At 64.2% G+C, this 17,508-nt stretch carries 16 protein-coding genes; 11 read left to right on the forward strand and 5 right to left on the reverse strand.

Features of this window, described 5'->3' with window-relative positions:
• The first annotated feature begins 79 nt into the window (after positions 1 to 79).
• The 7 genes from ACTJGZ_RS11960 to ACTJGZ_RS11990 all read left to right on the forward strand — a co-directional run bounded on the left by ACTJGZ_RS11960 (position 80) and on the right by ACTJGZ_RS11990 (position 7,923).
• Positions 80 to 727: a TetR/AcrR family transcriptional regulator gene (locus ACTJGZ_RS11960; protein WP_441663148.1), complete on the forward strand. Its 648-nt coding sequence runs from the start codon at positions 80 to 82 to the stop codon at positions 725 to 727.
• On the forward strand, positions 724 to 1,413 hold the full coding sequence (locus ACTJGZ_RS11965) for an enoyl-CoA hydratase/isomerase family protein (protein WP_441663149.1): 690 nt from the start codon (positions 724 to 726) through the stop codon (positions 1,411 to 1,413). Before ACTJGZ_RS11960 ends, ACTJGZ_RS11965 begins: the two co-directional genes overlap by 4 nt.
• 101 nt (positions 1,414 to 1,514) lie before the next feature.
• Positions 1,515 to 3,998, forward strand: a complete 2,484-nt coding sequence (locus ACTJGZ_RS11970) for an NHL repeat-containing protein (RefSeq protein WP_441663150.1) — start codon at positions 1,515 to 1,517, stop codon at positions 3,996 to 3,998.
• An 82-nt stretch (positions 3,999 to 4,080) separates the two neighbouring features.
• Positions 4,081 to 5,619 carry an AMP-binding protein gene (locus ACTJGZ_RS11975; RefSeq protein ID WP_441663151.1) on the forward strand — a complete coding sequence of 513 codons (1,539 nt, stop codon included), beginning with the start codon at positions 4,081 to 4,083 and terminating at the stop codon, positions 5,617 to 5,619.
• Positions 5,603 to 6,496 carry a MaoC/PaaZ C-terminal domain-containing protein gene (locus tag ACTJGZ_RS11980; protein WP_441663152.1) on the forward strand — a complete coding sequence of 298 codons (894 nt, stop codon included), beginning with the start codon at positions 5,603 to 5,605 and terminating at the stop codon, positions 6,494 to 6,496. The genes ACTJGZ_RS11975 and ACTJGZ_RS11980 overlap by 17 nt, the downstream gene beginning before the upstream one ends.
• On the forward strand, positions 6,493 to 7,476 hold the full coding sequence (locus ACTJGZ_RS11985; protein ID WP_441663153.1) for an alpha/beta hydrolase: 984 nt from the start codon (positions 6,493 to 6,495) through the stop codon (positions 7,474 to 7,476). Before ACTJGZ_RS11980 ends, ACTJGZ_RS11985 begins: the two co-directional genes overlap by 4 nt.
• 255 nt (positions 7,477 to 7,731) lie before the next feature.
• A complete protein-coding gene (locus ACTJGZ_RS11990) occupies positions 7,732 to 7,923 on the forward strand; it encodes a hypothetical protein (RefSeq protein ID WP_441663154.1) in 192 nt (63 codons plus the stop codon).
• Between the two features lie 5 nt (positions 7,924 to 7,928).
• On the opposite strand, the gene ACTJGZ_RS11995 is transcribed toward ACTJGZ_RS11990, so the two are convergent.
• The 3 genes from ACTJGZ_RS11995 to imuA all read right to left on the reverse strand — a co-directional run bounded on the left by ACTJGZ_RS11995 (position 7,929) and on the right by imuA (position 13,407).
• Complete coding sequence (locus ACTJGZ_RS11995; RefSeq protein ID WP_441663162.1) at positions 7,929 to 11,135, reverse strand: error-prone DNA polymerase; 3,207 nt, start codon at positions 11,133 to 11,135, stop codon at positions 7,929 to 7,931.
• A gap of 95 nt (positions 11,136 to 11,230) precedes the next feature.
• The gene (locus tag ACTJGZ_RS12000; protein WP_441663155.1) at positions 11,231 to 12,733 is read right to left on the reverse strand and encodes a Y-family DNA polymerase; all 1,503 of its coding nucleotides are present in this window, start codon (positions 12,731 to 12,733) and stop codon (positions 11,231 to 11,233) included.
• The gene (imuA, locus tag ACTJGZ_RS12005) at positions 12,733 to 13,407 is read right to left on the reverse strand and encodes a translesion DNA synthesis-associated protein ImuA (RefSeq protein ID WP_441663156.1); all 675 of its coding nucleotides are present in this window, start codon (positions 13,405 to 13,407) and stop codon (positions 12,733 to 12,735) included. The genes ACTJGZ_RS12000 and imuA overlap by 1 nt, the downstream gene beginning before the upstream one ends.
• 212 nt (positions 13,408 to 13,619) lie before the next feature.
• Here imuA and ACTJGZ_RS12010 point away from each other — a divergent pair, with 212 nt between their 5' ends.
• Together ACTJGZ_RS12010 and copD are read left to right on the forward strand one after the other, a co-directional pair.
• Positions 13,620 to 14,000, forward strand: coding sequence for a copper resistance CopC family protein (locus ACTJGZ_RS12010; RefSeq protein ID WP_441663157.1), 381 nt, complete (start codon positions 13,620 to 13,622; stop codon positions 13,998 to 14,000).
• A gap of 11 nt (positions 14,001 to 14,011) precedes the next feature.
• Positions 14,012 to 14,893: a copper homeostasis membrane protein CopD gene (gene copD / locus ACTJGZ_RS12015; RefSeq protein WP_441663158.1), complete on the forward strand. Its 882-nt coding sequence runs from the start codon at positions 14,012 to 14,014 to the stop codon at positions 14,891 to 14,893.
• Positions 14,894 to 15,026: 133 nt separating this feature from the next.
• Here copD and ACTJGZ_RS12020 read toward each other — a convergent pair whose 3' ends face one another.
• Positions 15,027 to 15,575, reverse strand: coding sequence for an NADPH-dependent FMN reductase (locus ACTJGZ_RS12020; RefSeq protein WP_441663159.1), 549 nt, complete (start codon positions 15,573 to 15,575; stop codon positions 15,027 to 15,029).
• A gap of 15 nt (positions 15,576 to 15,590) precedes the next feature.
• Between ACTJGZ_RS12020 and ACTJGZ_RS12025 the strand changes: the two genes are divergently transcribed.
• Both ACTJGZ_RS12025 and ACTJGZ_RS12030 read left to right on the forward strand, forming a co-directional pair.
• On the forward strand, positions 15,591 to 15,767 hold the full coding sequence (locus tag ACTJGZ_RS12025; RefSeq protein WP_441663160.1) for a hypothetical protein: 177 nt from the start codon (positions 15,591 to 15,593) through the stop codon (positions 15,765 to 15,767).
• Positions 15,768 to 16,120: 353 nt separating this feature from the next.
• Positions 16,121 to 16,516 carry a pyridoxamine 5'-phosphate oxidase family protein gene (locus ACTJGZ_RS12030; protein ID WP_441663161.1) on the forward strand — a complete coding sequence of 132 codons (396 nt, stop codon included), beginning with the start codon at positions 16,121 to 16,123 and terminating at the stop codon, positions 16,514 to 16,516.
• 96 nt (positions 16,517 to 16,612) lie between these two features.
• On the opposite strand, the gene ACTJGZ_RS12035 is transcribed toward ACTJGZ_RS12030, so the two are convergent.
• The gene (locus tag ACTJGZ_RS12035) at positions 16,613 to 16,873 is read right to left on the reverse strand and encodes a ParD-like family protein (RefSeq protein WP_441663163.1); all 261 of its coding nucleotides are present in this window, start codon (positions 16,871 to 16,873) and stop codon (positions 16,613 to 16,615) included.
• Positions 16,874 to 17,508: the final 635 nt, after the last annotated feature.

The raw sequence follows: 17,508 nt of genomic DNA on the forward strand, positions 1-17,508 counted from the left end.
TAATGTTGCTTGACTCCATTCCGAACAAGCTTTAGCTTTTATGACTACTGATTCATGTTTCATATTTAAAGACCGATACATGGCTGAATCTCCTGCTCCACAAACTGCTTCCACGCCACGCGAATCGCCAGGCACGCCCAAAACGGCGCGCGGCGCCCGCACTCGCGCGCAAATTCTTCGTTCGGCCGAAACTACCATAGGCACGCTGGGTTATCACCGCGCCGGCATCAGCGACATCACTCGCGCGGCCGGCGTGGCGCAAGGCACGCTGTATTGCTATTTTTCCGGCAAGGAAGAAATCCTGCGCGAACTGGTGCGTGACATGGGGCGCGAAGTCCGCGCCCACCTGGCCGCCGAAACCCTGAACGCCAAAGACAGACTGGAAGCCGAAGAAAAAGGGCTGCATGCGTTCCTGAAATACATTCTGGATCACCCCTCGCTCTATCGAGTCCTGCAGGAAGCGCAATCGGTGGATGAATCCATCTACCGCGAATATTACGAATCCTTCGGGCGCGGCTATGTGCGCTTGCTCGCCGATGCGACACGCAAAGGCGAAATCCGGCCCGGCAATGACGAAATCCGCGTCTGGGCCTTGATGGGCATGGCCCATTTCCTGGGCTTGCGATTCTGCATCTGGAAGCAGGACACGCCTTTCGAAGCCATTGTTGAAACCATAGGCGGGCTGTTCCGCCACGGGCTCGCGCTCGACCGCAAGGAGAAATCATGAGCCAGGAACTGGTGCTGACGCGCATTCATGCCGGGGTCGCGGAGATCCGGCTCAACCGCCCGACCCGCCACAACGCCCTGGTGCCAGCGCTGCTCGACGCGCTGCTGCAGGCGCTAGACCAGGTGCGCGCCGAAGAACCGCGCGCCATCGTGCTGGCGGCCCAAGGCCGCTCGTTTTCCAGCGGCGGCGACGTGCAGGGCTTTCATGGCGTTCCCCGCTCTGAACGCCGCAGCTATGCCCGGCAGGTCGTCGGCGCGCTCAATGAAGTGATCCTGACCCTGCTGCAACTGCCCTGCCCGACGGTCGCAGCTGTCCAAGGGCTGGTCACTGGCGGCTCGGTCGGCCTGGCGCTGGCCTGCGATCTGGCCATTGGCGGCCCGCAGACCTCCTTTGCGCCCTGGTACACGGCCGTCGGTTTCAGCCCGGATGGCGGCTGGACCACGCTGATGCCTGAACGCATCGGGCGTGCCCGCGCGCTCTCGGTGCAACTGCTCAATGAGCGCCTGGAGGCGCCGGAAGCTGTCCGCCTGGGGCTGCTGCACCAATTGGCGCCGGATACCGGCCACGCGCATGGCCGCAGGCCGGCCCGGCAGCATCCTCCACACGCTGGCTCAGGTCCGTCCCGACCCGCAAATCGTGGCGGCAGGCCTGGCGCGCGAGTTGCAGCACTTCCTGGAACAAATTGATACAGACGAGGCCGCGCGCGGCATGCAGGATTTCCTCGGCATCACGCGCCGCTGACATCAGCCGGCGGCACGGCTGCCGTTCCATCAAAGAGGAGAAACCCATGCTGTGGAAAAACCGTGTACGGCCCTACCGCTGGCGCGCCCTGATATTCAGCGCCCTGCTATTGCCTGCCCTGCCCGCGCAGGCCCTGCAAACCTTTGCCGATGAAGACCGCAGCAGCGATCTGCTCAGCGAAGCCGCGCACCAGCGCTATCAATTCAATACACCGACTACCGTCACATACGACCCCGATTCGCTAGGCAGCAGCGCCGCCGCGGCCCGTGTCTATGTGGCAGATATGGGTAATCACCGCATTCAGGTGCTGGATCTGGACGGGCGCAGCATCGGTATGCTGGACGACGCCGACACCCAACTGGCCGACGATAGCCCCGCCGCCAGTGTGCCCAGCATCCAGGCGCCGCTGGGCATTGCGTTTCTGTCACGCGGCGAAGCCGAGGATGAACGCCTGGCCGGGCTGTATGTGAATGATGTCGGGCGGCATCAGATCCACTTCTTCCGCACCGTGGCGGACGACGCCGATGCGTTCCGCTATGTGGCCTCATTCGGCACACCGGGCCACGGCAGTGGCGACGCTTTGCAAATGCCCCGCAATGTCGTCGTCACGCCGCAAGGCTATATGGTGGTTTCCGATGAATTCAACCACCGCCTCAAAGTATTCCGAATCGACCCCGACCAGGGCTACCAGGCCAGCCTGGTGCAGACCCTGGGCTGGCAGGATGCCGCAGGCAATCCGGCAGGCGCCGGCCCCCTCATCCGCGGCACCGACCGCGATTACGGCACGCCTTCGGCCAATTACGATGACTATGCCTCCGCGCCGGAAAAGCGCGACGGCTTCCGTATTCCCCAGGGCCTGACCTACTACCGCGCAGCCACCGGCGCCACCTACATTTATGTGGCGGACAACGGCAACAACCGCATCAAAATCTACCATCTGGATCCGTCCAGCGGCCAGCTCGCCTTGCTGGACATGATCGGCCGTCTGCGTGATGCCGGCAACACGGTTGACCACCTGAAACGGCCGCGTGGCGTGCGTACCGATGCCCAGGGCAACCTGTATATCGCCGATACCTACAACGGCCGCATCCTGCGCCTGCCCAACCTGGCCGGGCCGGGTGAAGCTCATGCCGTGCGCTACCGCGCCAGCGGCGCCGACGACGCCCGCGCCACTTGGGTCTATGGCCACCTGGGCATTCACCAGGTGGAAATGCGCAGCCCGGCAACATCCGCCAATGAAGATGCCGCCTTCCAGCTGCCCAACGACCTGGTGCCGCTGGTCCGCGCCGATGGCAGCATTCAGCGTGAAAACGTCTGGTCCTGGGGCATGCTTTACACCAATGCGCGCGTGCATCTGGTCAGCGATAGCGGCAACAACCGCATCAAGAAATGCTGGACCAACGACGCAGGCACCAGCCTGCTGCGCTGCTCGGTATCGCGCGGCGTGGGCACGGCGCTCAGCCATGAGTTCTGGGGCTACCCCCGCACCCTGGCCGGCCAATTGCACTCGGCCAGCGGCATGGCCTGGCTGCCTGCCAGCCAGCGCCTGCTGGTCAGCGATACGCCCAATTCGCGCATCAATATCTATAACGCGGCCGGCGTGTACCAGGGGCGCTTCACCGGCGCGGATATCAGCCTGGGCGTGACCGGTATCAGCAGCTTCCGCGACCCCGTCTTCGGCGATGCCGTCGCCGTGCTGGTGGGCGCCGATCTGACCCTACCCTGGCCTTATACCGGCGACAGCAGTCTGCGCATTTACGATGCCAGCGGCTCCTTGCGCAATATCTTCAACCTCAACTCCCGGACGACCGGGCTGAGCGTGCCCGCCATCGGCCTGAGCAACGGCAATTACCCGGTCGCGGTTTCAGTCAAACCGCAAACGGCAAGCGGCAGACAACACGCGATCTATCTGAGCAGTTTCTCCAATCTGGTCTGGCGTTTCGACTACAACGCAGCCAGCGGCAGCCTGACGCGCGCGTGGTTCAGCGGCGGCCCGGATACCGCCAAGGGCAGTGACTTGGGGAATAACTGGAGCCTGGGCCCGGCGTTTTATCAGCAAGGCGCGCCTGGCCGCTTTGATCAGATCGGCAGCGTGCTGGCCCTGAATGATCGCGTTTATGTGACGGACCGCCGCAATCAGCGCATTCAGGCGCTGTCCCCGGCCAACGGCACGCGCCTGGGCCAGATCGGCATAGGCGGCGGCACCTATGACCACCCCGATGGCCTGGATCCGCAACGCTTTTTCCTGCCTGCCGGCCTGGCCTATGACACCAGCCGCGACGCCCTGCTTGTGGCCGATGGCTTCAATATGGTGGCGCGCGCCTGGCACAACCCGGATGGCGTCGCGCCAGACGGCAGCAATCTGATCTCGCCCGCCTATATCGGCCACTGGCTCAACCCCGCCCTGGGCACCCGGCCCGGCGGCATGTTCGATACAGAGCTCATTACCGCAGGCGATAACGGCATTTATGTCTTTTCGCTGATCAGCAACCGCATTACCCGCTTCGACTGGAGCGAATTGCAGCCCTGATTCCCGGGCGGCCTCTGCCACCGCATGCCGCCACCGCATGCCGCCACCGCATGCCGCCCCTCATTCACTCCCCGGAATACGCATGGACATGTTCGACTTGACTGCCAGGCGGGCACGCCTGAACCCTGAGCACCTGGCGCTGGAAGATCTCGCCGATGGCACGCGCTATACCTATCGAGAGCTGGACGAGCGGGCCGCGCGCTTTGCTGCCGCTGCCGCGGAACACTGGCAGTTGCAGCCAGGCGCGCGGGTCGCCTGGCTGGGCCATAATCGCGCGGAATTTTTTGCCATGCTATTCGGCTGTGCCAAGGCCGGGCTGATCCTGGTGCCGCTCAACTGGCGCCTGGCCATCCCGGAACTGGAAGTCCTGCTGGCGGACAGCCAGCCTGAGGTACTGATTTACGGCGCTGAGTTCGCGCCAGCGGCTGCGCAATTGGCTGCCCGCCATCCGGCGCCGCTGAGCCTGATTGCGCTGGACCAGGCCCCAGGGGATGCCCCAGGCACCGCGCGGCACTATGGCGCAGACCTGGCAAACGTCACTCCCGACCTGACGCCGCGCCCGGACCGCAGCGCGGACAGCCCCTGGTATCTGCTCTATACCTCAGGCACGACCAGCCGTCCCAAGGGCGTCATCCAGACCTTCCGCATGATGATGGCCAATTACCTGAATATCGGCCTGGCTGTGCGCCTGAACGCGGATGATGTCCTGCTCAATGTTCTGCCTGTCTTCCATACGGCGGGCATTAATCTGTATTCCTCCGCCTTGCTTATGCTGGGCGGCACCGTGCTGGTCCAGCGCACCTTTGACGCCAGCCAGGCCCTGGACACACTGGCCCGGCGCGCCACCATCTTTTTTGGTGTTCCCGCCATTTACCAAGCGCTGCTGGAGCACCCGGAGTTTTCCGGCGCCTCATTGCAAGGCGTGCGCTCATGGGGCTGCGGCGGCGCAGCCATGCCGGTCGCCGTCGCGCAGCGCTATGCCAGCGCAGGCATCCTGGTGCGTACCGGCATGGGCATGACCGAAGCCGGGCCTACCGTCTTTCTGCTCGACGAAGACCAGGTGCTGCGCAAGCCCGGCGCAGCCGGCCGGCCGCAACTGGTGACCGAAGTGCGCATCGTGGACCGCGAAGGCCGCGATGTCGCGCCTGGCGAGGCCGGGGAACTGCTGGTGCGCGGCCCGGGCGTCACGCCGGGCTACTGGCAGCGCCCGGATGCCACGGCCGACGCCATGCTGCCCGGCGGCTGGCTGCGCACAGGCGACGTCGCCCGCTGTGACGCCGACGGCGATTACACCATTGTTGACCGCTGGAAAGACATGTTCATTTCCGGCGGGGAAAACGTCTATCCCGCCGAAGTCGAAGCCGTCCTGCTGCAACACCCCGCCATTACCGAAGCGGCGGTTGTCGGCATGGCGGATGAGCGCTGGGGCGAAGTCGGCCATGCCAGCATTGTTCCCGCCGCAGACGCCGGCCCGCTGGATCTCGACGCCCTGCGCCAGTTCTGCCGCGAACGGCTGGCAGGCTACAAAGTGCCCAAAGTTTTTGTCTTGCGTGACGCCTTGCCGCGCAATGCGCTGGGCAAAGTCATCAAACAGGAGTTGCGCCATGCTGCCCACGACTGACCCGGCCGCCCTCGTCAGCCACAGCTCGCTGAGCCAACAGGACTTTGATCGCTTTGCGGCCCTCAGCGGCGACCACAATCCCATTCACGTCGATCCGGTCTTTTCCGCCAGCACCCCTTTCGGGGCTACGGTCTCTCATGGCATGCTGTTGTTCAGCCGCCTGCGCGGCCTCGTGGAGCGGCATTACCCCGGCCTGCCGCTGGCCAGCCAGACCTTGATGTTTCCGGCGCCCTGCTATGCCGATGAGCCCCTGAAACTTGTGCTCACGCCAGAGCCCGCTCCGGCCGGACAGGGCATTGCCCTGCGCACGGAAATCATCAAACAGGATGGCCGCCACGGCCTGCGCGGCCACTGCGTGCTGCACGCTGCCGCCGATGCCCAAGCTGCGGCCCATCCCCCTGCCCATAGCGCCACCCACGCCAGCCGCGCCGCCCACCCCGCTGCCAATACGGCGGCGCCCGCGCCGCTGGCGCCAGGCTCGGCGGGCGCGGCAGCGCTGGTCCCAAGCATGGCCCGCTTTCTGGCCCTGCGCGCTGGCGATAGCGCCACGCTGGAGCGCTGCTACACCCAGGACGATTATGCGGTCTGGGCAGCCTTGGCCGATAGCCCAGCCGTTCCCGCAGCACTTCCCGAACCCCTGATTCCAGCCTTGTTTTCCTGCCTGCTGGGCGAAGAGCTGCCAGGCCACGGCACCAATTACCTGAAACAGTCTTTGCATTTTCTCGCGCCGGCTCAGCCTGCGGAGCCCCTGCGCGCCAGCGTGACCGTCAGCCGCCTGCGTGCCGACAAGGCACTGGTAAATCTGCAAACCCGTTGCACAGGCGCCGATGGACGCCTGCTGTGCCACGGTGAAGCCCTTGTTCTGTTCCGCCAATGACGCCACATCCTCTTGCTGCAGCACCCTCACCCGCCCCCCAGACCGTCCTGCGCGCGGACCCGCCGCCTGCGCTGGCATCCTGGCTGGCCCTTGCCAATCTGGCTGGCGCCGAAGCGCGCAAGCGCGGTGTTCCCGATACCCCGCAAGCCGCCCGCGACGGCCTGGCCATGATGACGCGACGCTTCTGCGGCGATGCGCCCGCCCTGCCCTGGGAACGTGATCTCATCATCGGCCCGCAGGCCACGCCGGTACGCCTGTATGATCCGCGCCCGGATCAGCCCAAAGCCGTCTGCGTGTATCTTCATGGCGGCGGCCATATGGCGGGCAGCGTTGCCGTCTATGACCCGATCTGCCGCCGGCTCGCTGCAAGCAGCGGCTGCCTGGTGGTCTCCGTGGACTACCGTCTGGCCCCCGAACACCCCTATCCTGATGGCCTGACCGACTGCCTGGGCGTGCTCACGCATCTGCATGCCGCCCTGGCTGAAGCCGGCTGCCAGACCACTGAGCGGCTCGCCCTGGCAGGCGACTCCGGCGGCGGCGCCCTGGCCGCCACCCTGGCTGTCTTGCTGCGCCGTCATCAGCATCTGCGGCTGGACCGGCTCTTGCTGATTTATCCCAGTCTGGACTACACCCTGCCGGCGTATCCCTCGCTTCAGGAAAATGGCACGGGCTACCTGCTGGAAACCAGCAAAATACGCTGGTATTTCGATCATTATTTCCAGCACGACGAAGACCGCCGCCAGGCCTCCCCCCTCTACATGGAAATGGATGGCCTGCCGCCCACGCTACTCGTGACAGCCGGCCTGTGCCCCTTGCGTGACGAAGGGCTGGCCTATCTGGCGCGGCTGCAACAGCATGGCATCGCCAACCAGCACCTGCACCTGCCCGATATGATTCATGCCTGCCTGAATCTGCACGCCCTGGCACCCGAAGCCTGCGGCCGGATTTATCAAACCATGACAGACTTCATTCACCAGTGAATGCCGGGCTGCCAGAGAAATCGCCGATAATAGGCGCAAGGAACAGAACCGCCAGCTAGCTGCCGCTGATTTGCCGGGCCTGGCGGCCTCCCGTCTTGCCCTCGCTTTCAAGCGCCGCGCTTAGACTGCCAGGGTTACTTTCATGCCTCACCCGCATGGCAAGCTCGGCACTCTTCAGTCCCCGTCAGCCACCGTCAGCCCCCTGCAGCCCCTTTTCATCCCTTTTTCAGCCTCATTTCTGCCACCTCAGGACTCATGAATCTGCTCAAACTTCCCTTTTTCCTGGCCTTGGGCGCCGCCCTGCTGGCTGCGTGCACCACACAGGAAAAACAGCTGGTCCAGGAACTCGAAAACCTGCCCGGTGTGACCTGTGATATTGCCGACGACGGTGCCGAGACCAATTGTCATCCCGACAGTCTGCAAGTGACAGAAGGCACCGGGCGATAAACGCTTTACTGAAAATCCCGGCTCTGCGTCGCCAGCCCGCCCAGCAAGGGGCTCAGGTCTTCCGCGCGCCCCAGCACCAGATGGCCCACCCCTTCGTGGATTTGCCAGACGCCATGCACCGCCAGCAATTGCGCGCCCAGCAACACCGCGCGCTGCCGTTCCAGCCACGCGGGGCGCACAATCACATTGACGCTGCCGGTTTCATCTTCCAGCGTGACAAACATCACGCCTTTGGCCGTGCCCGGGCGCTGCCGTCCAACCACAATGCCACAGGCCCGCGCCATCCTGCCATGCGCCAGCCCCCGCAGCTGCGCCGCCGTCATCAAGCGCTGCCGCTGTAAGCCCGCCCGCAGCAAACGCACCGGATGCGGCCCCAGGCTCAGGCCCATATGCTGATAATCGGCCAGCACCTCAGCCCCTGCGCTCATCGGCTCAAACAAAGGCAGTTGCGCCGCCTGACGCGGCGCGCCGCGCAATAAGCCGGTTTCCGCCCGTGCGGCGCCAGCCTCCCACAAAGCCGCCCGGCGGCTGCTGCGCAGCCCGGCCAATGCGCCACAGGCTGCCAGCACACGCAGTTCATCCGGCGCCAGCAGCGCCCGCTGCGCTATATCCTGAATATCCTCAAAGGCCTGCTGCGCCCTGGCCGCCAGCAGCCTGCGCACTGCCGCCTGGGCTAGCCCCTTCACTTGCGACAGGCCCAGACGTACCGCCGGGCGCCGTCCCGCCGGTATCAGCAAGGTCTCCCAAACGCTTTCACACACCGACACCGGCAGCACCTGCACGCCCTGCCTGCGGGCGTCCTGCACCAGAATGGAAGGTGAGTAAAACCCCATGGGCTGGCTATCGAGCAAAGCCGCCAGAAAGGCCTCAGGCTCGTGGCGCTTGAGCCAGGCGCTGGCATAGGCAAGCTGCGCGAAGCTGGCAGCATGGCTCTCGGGAAAACCATATTCGCCAAACCCCTGTATCTGCCGGAAAATCTGCTCTGCGAATTCCGCGGTATAACCGCGCGCCGTCATGCCTGACAAAATCTTTTCATGAAACCCGCCCAGGCCGCCACGCCGGCGCCAGGCTGCCATGGAACGCCTCAGGTTATCGGCCTCGCCATCGGTAAAACCAGCGGCCAGCATGGCGATTTGCATCACCTGTTCCTGAAAGATAGGCACGCCTTTCGTGCGCAACAAGGCCTGTTCGATTTCCGGCCCCGGGCTGCGGCTATCTTCCAGCCCCTGGCGCCGCCGCAGATACGGATGCACCATGCCACCCTGTATCGGCCCGGGCCGCACAATGGCCACCTGAATAACCAGATCGTAATATTCACGCGGCCGCAAGCGCGGCAACATGCTCATTTGCGCTCGCGATTCGATCTGAAACACCCCAACCGTCTCGGCGGCGCAAATCATGTCATAAGTCGGCCCATCATCCGCCGGAATATCCTGCAGCCCCCAGCCACGGCCCCGGCGCCACGCGGTCCAGGCCAGCGCCCGGCGCAGCACGCTCAGCATGCCCAATGCCAGGACATCCACCTTGAGCAAGCCCAGCGCATCCAGGTCGTCCTTATCCCATTGCACCACGCTGCGCCCGGCCATGGCGGCATTCTCCACCGGCACCAGCCGCACCAGCCGGTCACGCGCGATGACAAAGCCCCCCGGATGCTGCGACAAATGCCTGGGAAAACCCAGCAAGGTTTCGACCAGAACCTGCCATTGCCGCGCCACCGGCGCATCGGCCTGCAAACCCGCCGCCTGCATACGTTCAGCCAGACGGTCCCGCCCATCCCAATGGCGGTAGGCGGCGCAAACCTGATCAATCAAGCCCGCATCTATGCCCAGCGCCATGCCGGTATCGCGCAAGGCGCTACGCATGCGGTAAGTGATGACAACCGCCGCCAAGGCCGCGCGGTCCCGCCCATAGCGGGTATAGATGTACTGAATGACCTCTTCGCGCCGCTGATGCTCGAAATCCACGTCGATATCCGGCGGCTCGCCCCGTTCCTTGCTGATAAAGCGGGCGAACAGCAAATTGCCGTGCACGGGATCCACCTCGGTGATGCCCAGGCAAAAACACACGGCGCTATTGGCGGCCGACCCCCGCCCCTGGCAAAGAATCCCCTGCGAACGCGCGTAGCGGACAATGTCGTAAACGGTCAGGAAATAAGCCTCATATCCCAGCTCGGCGATCAGGCCCAGCTCTTTTTCCACCAGCGCCCGCACCGTGTCCGGTATGCCGCCAGGAAAACGCCGCTGCGCGCCTGCCCAGGCTTCCTGCCGCAGATACGTCTCGGGCGTATGCCCCGGCGGACAAATTTCCTCCGGGTAGGCATAGCGCACCTCATGCATGCGAAAACGGCATCGCGCCGCCAGGCGCCCGGTTTCAAGCAGCCATTGCGGCTCGTAAAGCGCAGCCAGCCGCGCCCGGCTGCGCAAATGCCGTTCGGCATTGGACAAGCGTGCCAGACCACAATCCGCCACTGTCTTCCCCAGACGGATAGCCAGCAAGGTATCGTGCAGCGGCTTGCGCGACCGGTCATGCATTTCCGCCTGCCCCACCGCGACCACAGGCAAGCCCGCCGCCCCTGCCGCCGCCACGACCGACTGCGCATGCAGTCTGTCCCGGCCGCGCTGATGCAAGGCCAGCCCGACCCAGGCGCGCCCCGGAAAAACCCGCGCCAGCCAATCCGCCTGCGCCTGCAGCCGTGACACCGGCCTGGCCTCTGACGGCAGCGCCGCATACTCCGGCAGCAGCACCACGACGCACCCTGGCAAACCCAGCCAAGGAGCTGCCTGCCTGCCAACTGCCGGACGCCCTGCTGCATCCGCTGCCGCCACCGCTTCTACATCCGCCGCCAGGTCGGTGTCGTAAAGCAAATAGCTGCCTTTACTGCCCCGCTGCCGCGCCAGCGTGATCAGCTCACACAAATTGCCATAGCCCTCCAGCGACTCCGCCAGGGCCACAAACTCCAGGAAAACCGTGCCATCGGCCCGCCGCAAAACAAAGGAGGCCCCAACCAGCAAGGCAATCTGCTGGCGTTGCGCCTCCACATGCGCTTTCACAATACCGGCCAGGGAACACTCATCCACCAAGGCCAGGCCCTCATACCCCAGCGCTGCCGCCCGCGCCACCAGCTCTTCCGGGTGTGACGCGCCGCGCAGAAAGCTGTAATTGCTCAAACAGCACAGCTCGGTATAGGGCAATAGGGGCAATAGGGGCGACAAAGACGGCAGAGCTGACAGGGACGGCAGCGTCTCCGGCACACGCGCGGCAGCGGAATCCGCCGGTGCACCAGCACCAGCAGCAGCAGCAGCAGCCTTCATGCATAGACCCCATGCAGAAACCACGCCGCTTCCTGCGCCGCCGCCCCCGGCTGGCGCTGCCGGAACACCCAGTAGCGCACCCCGCTGGCCTCTTGCCTGGCCATGAAGTAATCCCGCGCAAGAGTGCCTTCCCACCAGCCGTCCTCTATCCGCTCCGGCCCGCTGACCAGTTGCAGCCTGGCGCCGCCATGCACCGGCGCGCCATCCACGGCCACCGCCAGCGGCAAAGGCGCTTCCAGCAACCAGAACGGGCGTGCCGCCCGGTCAGCCACGCACTCCCTGGCGCGCGCAGGCCCGCCGGGCGTACCAGCCCTGGCAAACGATGAAGAATAAGGCAACCAACAGCAGGCGCGCTCCGGCCTATGATCCGCGACCGGCCGCGCCAACAGAATATTTTCCATGCCCAGACGCGCCGCCAGAATATCCTGCAACGCCCCCACCTCCCCCGATGCCCCGGCCTGCGCCAGCAGATTGCCGCTGACACCCGGACGCGCCTGGCACGCCTGGGCTTCCAGCACCATGGCCGTCACCGGCGCTGGCAAAGGCTGGCGTGCCAGGCGCTCGGCCAGCAAATGCGCCAGATGCCCGGCATCCCAGGCCGGCTGCGCCAGCTTCATTTCCAGAGGCGTGCGCGGGCGGCTCTGCTGGCGTCCTTCATGATGTAAATCCCAGCGCAACTCAGAGACCGCCAGCTGGCGTGCGTCCAGCCACGCCACCAACTGCGCCAGCAGACGCTGTGCCAGCCGGCACAGGGCATCATGCCTTTCCACAGCGAACAAACTATGAACCTGGCTGCGGAAATGCTCAGGCAGCCGCACCCACTCATAGCATGCATCCGTCTTGCCGTACGCCTGATCCAATTGCAGCAACAAACCTTCCGCCTGGCGCTCACGCAGCCCGGCACGAGGCAGGCGGCGCAATGCCCCCAAGGTCTCGCACCCCAGCGCCGCCAGCCAACCATGCCGCCTGCCGTCCTCCTCCAGCACGGCTAATGGCAAAGCATCCAGGCAAACGGCCAGCCGGGACAGCCGCAACACCCGCCTGCGCCTCACGCCTGGCGCCCGCGCCAGCAAGCAGGCGCCGCTGGCGCTGGGGGCCAGCGCCAGGCGTGCGGCAACCCCTTGCTGCCGCAGGCTCTCACCCACCCGGGCGTACAAACGCCTGACCCCGCCGAACAAAGCCAGGCTGGCGGCAATATCCATAACCAGCGCATCTTCGCGATGCCAGGCCAGCAGTGGTGAAAACGGCAGCAAAGCCAGCTCGATCGCGTGGCGCAACTGCTGCTCGCGCTCGGCCTGACGCGGCAGGAAATCGGCCTCAGGCAGCAACACCCGCGCCCCGGCCTGCTTCATGCCAGGACGCACTCCCGCCTGCCAGGCCTGGCTGCCGCACGCCCAAACCTGCCCCTGGTGCAGCACCACCTCCGGCCCCCCGCCTGCGCCATCGCGATAGGCATCCAGCCTGGGCTGCAACAAATGAATGCCCAGCCAGACCGGCATCACCCCATGCCTCCCGCTGCGCCAATCGCCCAGGCATCCGCCCCTGCGACTAAATGGAAGGGAAAATGAACAGCCTGCGACAGCCAGCCGCCGCGCCGCTTGAGGATATTCACCTGAAAACCGCCCGCCTGCCCTTGCGGCGCCAATGCCAAACGCAACGCGGCCGGAGACGGCTGGCAGGCCTGAGCCTGGGGCCGCAACATGAAAAACAACGCATGACAGCCCTGCGCCGCCAAATGCAGGCGGTGCAACTGACGGTAATCCGCCGCCCCCTGCCACAACAGCACGGCATCCAGCGCGCCGCTGCGCAGACTCTGCTCGGCGGCCCACAAGGCATCGGCATCCTGCTGCGCCCTGACCCACATCAAGCGCGCCATATCCCCCCCAGCCTGCGTCCAGGCAGCGCTCTGCGGCACATGCGGCGGCCGAACCAGTGCAACCGGCCGCTCGCCAGGCACCAGGGCAGGCTGCAGCAATTGCCATTCGCCGCAGCCGGCGCGCGGCAGCAGAATTTCCACCAAGGCCCCGCGCGGCCACCCGCCACCAGGCAATTGTGCGGACAAAGCCGGCAAACCGGTATCCACACAGGCCTGTGTCTGCGCCATCCCCTGGCCGCCGCGCCAGACATCCGGGTGCGGCAGCGCGCGATCCGCTGGCGCCTGACCGCCTGCCATAACAGGCTGCGCGGATGCGGAAAACGGGCCTGACGGCACGGATCGTGCAGGGGAAATAAAGGAAGACATAAGGTGTTCCGGTATCGACTCAGCCCCATTTTACTGTATAAATGAACAGTATAAGTGACTTTCCGCCGCCCCGTGATCCCTGCGCCAGCAACTGAGATGTACTACTATTCCCTTTTCAGCCCTACCGCAATAAGCGACCTACCATGTCAAAAACCCTCAGCCGTCTGACTGCCGCCATGCTGGCCACCAGCCTACTGGCAGGCGTGCATGGCCTGGCACAGGCCCACTCCCACGCCATCGCTCAAACCCCCGCGCCTGACAGCACCATCACCAGCGCCCCGGCCGAACTGTCCATCGAATTCGATGGCCGCGTCGAACTGCCCTTCAGCCGCATTACCGTCACTGGCCCCGATGGCCAGGCACTGGAAACCGGCAAACTGGCCTACGCCTCCGAAGATCGCAAAAGCCTGAGCCTGCCCCTGCCTGCAACGCTGGCCCCTGGCCGCTATCAGGTCGAATGGAACATCACCTCTGCTGATTCGCACAAGGTTTCGGGTCAATACGGCTTCACGCTGCAACCCTAAGCCTCCAGGCCGTGCTGGAGCTATTTCCCATCCTGCTGCGACAGTTTCACGTCGCAGCCCTGCTGCTTTGCTGCGGCACGGGCATCTACCTGGGCTACCTCGTTCCTGCGCCGCTGATCCATCCCCTGGATCGCCCGGCGCGGCACGTCTATTCCGCCTGCACCCTGCTAGCCTGCCTGGGCACCGTGCTCATGATTCCCCTGCAAGCGGGGCGCATGGCCGGCGACCGCATGGAAATCCTGTCGCCTGACACCTGGATGGCAGTCCTGCAAGCCACGCGCTTTGGCGAAGCCTGGCAATGGCAATTCTTCCTGTTGCCCCTGCTCCTGCTGGCCTGGCTGATCCGCTGGCGGCCCCCCTGCCAGCACCGTGCCATGGCGCTGGCCAGTGCGGCCATGCTGGCGGCGCTGGCCGCGACCGGGCATGCCGCCGCCATGGATGGCGCCCTGGGCTGGCTACACCGCGGCAACCAGGCGCTGCATCTCTGGGCCATTGCCTACTGGGCGGGCGGCCTGCCCTGGGTCTTCGTCCATTTGCGCCAACTGCCGCGGCGCCCTGATGCCACCATCATCAAAACACTGGTGCGCTACTCGCGTGTTGGCCATTGGGCGGTCGCCCTGGTCATCCTCAGCGGCATCGGCAACCTGTTCCTCATTCTGGGCCCCTGGCCCTGGAACTGGGCCACGCTCTACATGCGCCTGATGGAAACCAAATTCCTGGCCGCTGCCGCCATGGTCGCGCTGGCCTTATTCAACCGCTATATCCTGGTGCCGCGCATGCGCAGCCAGCCGCAAGCCGTCCAAGCACTGGCACGCTACACCCGCATGGAAATCATGCTGGCCACAGGCATCGTGATCTTGATCGGCATCATCGGCACCCTGCCGCCCAACTAAAACCGGAAGCAAAATCGCGGCGTCATGCCCCAGGCATCACGCCGCGACCGGCACTGCCGCTATCAAACAGCGGCCAGGCTACGCCGCCAGGCGGGCCAGCCGCCTGACACTGACGCCTGGCCCGCAGCCTGCGCTACTGATTCTTGCGCACCCAGGCGGCAAAATGATCGACCCACCCCTGCAAAAACGCCTTGCTGCCGGGGCCAATACCGCCATCCGCATCGAAAAAGCCCTCCTTCACCTGCAGGAAGGCTTCCGGCTGCTGCAAAATCGGCATATCCAGGAACACCAGCACATTGCGCAAATGCTGCTGCGCCAGCGCCGTCCCGATAGCCCCGATGGAAATCCCGATCACCCCTGCCGGTTTGCCCGCCCAGACATTCTTGCCATACGGCCGCGAACCCTGATCCAGCGCATTCTTCAACACCCCGGGAATCGAACGGTTGTACTCCGCCGTCACCAGCAGCACCCCCTGGGCCGACTGGATCTTCTCCTTGAACTTCAACACCTCAGCCGGCGTATTGGCATCATCATCCTGGTTGTAAAGCGGCAACTTGCCGATTTCCACCTGCTCAAACACCAAATCCGGCGGCGCCAACCGCGCCAGCGCATCAGCCAGCTGACGGTTATAGGAATCCTTGCGCAAACTACCCACCACAACGGCAATACGGAGTTGACTCATGATATCCATCCTATCGTGACGAAATACATTGAAGAAATGTACCGAGAAGAAGCACCAAGAAAAAGCACCAAGCAGAAAAACACCAAAAACAGCAAAGCACCGGCACCAAAGAAATTCAGGCAAGAAAATTCAGGCAAAAACATCCAGACAAACAACCAAACCTTGAAACCTGAGCTTCACGCCCGGCTTTAACGCCTCATTTTTACACCCAACTTTGACACCTGGCCCTCAAGCTGACCTTCCACCCTGACTTTTCAGCCTGAGCTATCAGCCATATTCTGCAGCCCCATTCCAGCACGAAGCGCCATCACAAACAAGCGCCCGGAAAAACTCCCCCGCCCGCCACAAACAAACCCGCCTCCCGCATCCTCACACGCCCACACGCCCTACACACCGCCCCCCTCCTTCCCCTCCTGCCTTTCCCGCGCATCCGGCCCGGCATAAAACATACATTACATATACAATCCATAAACATTACATATAAACTCAGGCCCGCCTGCGCAAGCGGGCCATTTCTCGTCAACCCCTCAACAGGAGCCCTATCCATGCAATCCCTCAATGACGCCATGAAAGCCATGCTGGCCAAGCAACTTCCGATTCAATCCACCGTCAGCAAAGATGGCCTGCCAGACATCGGCCCCAAACGCTCCTTGCGCGCCTATAACGACCAAACCCTGATCTACAACGAAAACACCGGCGGCCAAACCCTGCGCAACATCCAGGACGGCTCCAAAATGGCCATCGCCATCATCGACCGTGAAGCCCTGGACGGCTACCGCTTCGTCGGCACACCGGAAATCTTCAGCGAAGGCGAACCCTTCGAAAACGCCGTCGCCTTTGCCGGCCAAAACGGCATGAAAACCCCGAAATTCGCCGTACTCATCCACATCGACGCCATCTACACGCTGCGCTCCGGCCCTGAAGCTGGCAAAGCCCTGTAACACCGAACACCCATAAAAAAATGGCTACCGGCTGCAATCCATCAGCCGATAGCCATCCTGCCGCGCCATCCATCAACGGATCGCCGCCCTACATCCTCACGCCACCCGGCGCTTATCCGGCTCGCGGCTAGCCTGCTGCGCATCCAGACTCGCCACCAAATCATGCAAATCGCCGGACACCCGCTCGGCCTCCAGCAGCAAACGCGACAACTCCGCGTAATTCAAATGCGGATACAACTCCGCCAGCATCCCCACCCGCATCCAATACTCTGCCTGCTGATTAATCGACCGGCTAAAAGCGCCGCTGGCGGTACGCAACTGCTCATGCAAAGAATCTGAAATCTTGACCAGGCCCATACTCGCCTCCGAAAAATAAATCATCCGACTACAAATCATAAATGATTTATCAACTGCCGCCGCCATTAACCCCCTCACTCCGCGCCCCAGCCATCCCCCCACCATTCAGACACTCTTGCACATCCTTGCATCAGCTTGCACGCCCTTGCATCACCTTTGCACGTCCTTGCATCACCTTTGCACGTCCTTGCGCCACCTTGCATGCCCTTGCATCGCCCTGCATAAACCTTGCACGGCCTTGCATCACCTTGCACACCCCTGCCCCAAACTCCCGCACGCCGTCCACTAACGCTAGCGCCGCGTCAGGCTGGCGGCCCCGGGCAGTGGAGCGTGCCGTGGCGGGCTGTGCCAGCGGGGAACAAGGGCGCGCATGTCTGAGCGAACGCTTGCTGACAGTCCGGTGGACTGTCAGCTTCGCGAGTTGCGCGCCCGCCCCGCTGGCGCTGACCGACGCGGGAAGTTCCGGCGCAGCCGGAACCACGCGATCTGCCCGGGGCTGCCAGCCTGACGCGGCGCGGCCTTAGCAGCACCGCCCCCGCGCCGGCCCCGGCCCCCCCCCCCCGGGCGACCCGTGGAGAAAAAAAGGAGAGAACCTGGGGACGCGAGGGAGGCCCACCAAACAGCCCCCCCCAACC

The organism is Kerstersia sp., from assembly GCF_052103615.1.
Classification (GTDB): domain Bacteria; phylum Pseudomonadota; class Gammaproteobacteria; order Burkholderiales; family Burkholderiaceae_B; genus Kerstersia.

Coding starts and splice junctions, on each gene's coding strand:
- ACTJGZ_RS11960 (WP_441663148.1), top strand. CDS start 80: ATGGCTGAATCTCCTGCTCCACAAACTGCTTCCACGCCACGCGAATCG.
- ACTJGZ_RS11965 (WP_441663149.1), top strand. CDS start 724: ATGAGCCAGGAACTGGTGCTGACGCGCATTCATGCCGGGGTCGCGGAG.
- ACTJGZ_RS11970 (WP_441663150.1), top strand. CDS start 1,515: ATGCTGTGGAAAAACCGTGTACGGCCCTACCGCTGGCGCGCCCTGATA.
- ACTJGZ_RS11975 (WP_441663151.1), top strand. CDS start 4,081: ATGGACATGTTCGACTTGACTGCCAGGCGGGCACGCCTGAACCCTGAG.
- ACTJGZ_RS11980 (WP_441663152.1), top strand. CDS start 5,603: ATGCTGCCCACGACTGACCCGGCCGCCCTCGTCAGCCACAGCTCGCTG.
- ACTJGZ_RS11985 (WP_441663153.1), top strand. CDS start 6,493: ATGACGCCACATCCTCTTGCTGCAGCACCCTCACCCGCCCCCCAGACC.
- ACTJGZ_RS11990 (WP_441663154.1), top strand. CDS start 7,732: ATGAATCTGCTCAAACTTCCCTTTTTCCTGGCCTTGGGCGCCGCCCTG.
- ACTJGZ_RS12000 (WP_441663155.1), bottom strand. CDS start 12,733: ATGCCGGTCTGGCTGGGCATTCATTTGTTGCAGCCCAGGCTGGATGCC.
- imuA (WP_441663156.1), bottom strand. CDS start 13,407: ATGGCAGGCGGTCAGGCGCCAGCGGATCGCGCGCTGCCGCACCCGGAT.
- ACTJGZ_RS12010 (WP_441663157.1), top strand. CDS start 13,620: ATGTCAAAAACCCTCAGCCGTCTGACTGCCGCCATGCTGGCCACCAGC.
- ACTJGZ_RS12020 (WP_441663159.1), bottom strand. CDS start 15,575: ATGAGTCAACTCCGTATTGCCGTTGTGGTGGGTAGTTTGCGCAAGGAT.
- ACTJGZ_RS12030 (WP_441663161.1), top strand. CDS start 16,121: ATGCAATCCCTCAATGACGCCATGAAAGCCATGCTGGCCAAGCAACTT.
- ACTJGZ_RS12035 (WP_441663163.1), bottom strand. CDS start 16,873: ATGGGCCTGGTCAAGATTTCAGATTCTTTGCATGAGCAGTTGCGTACC.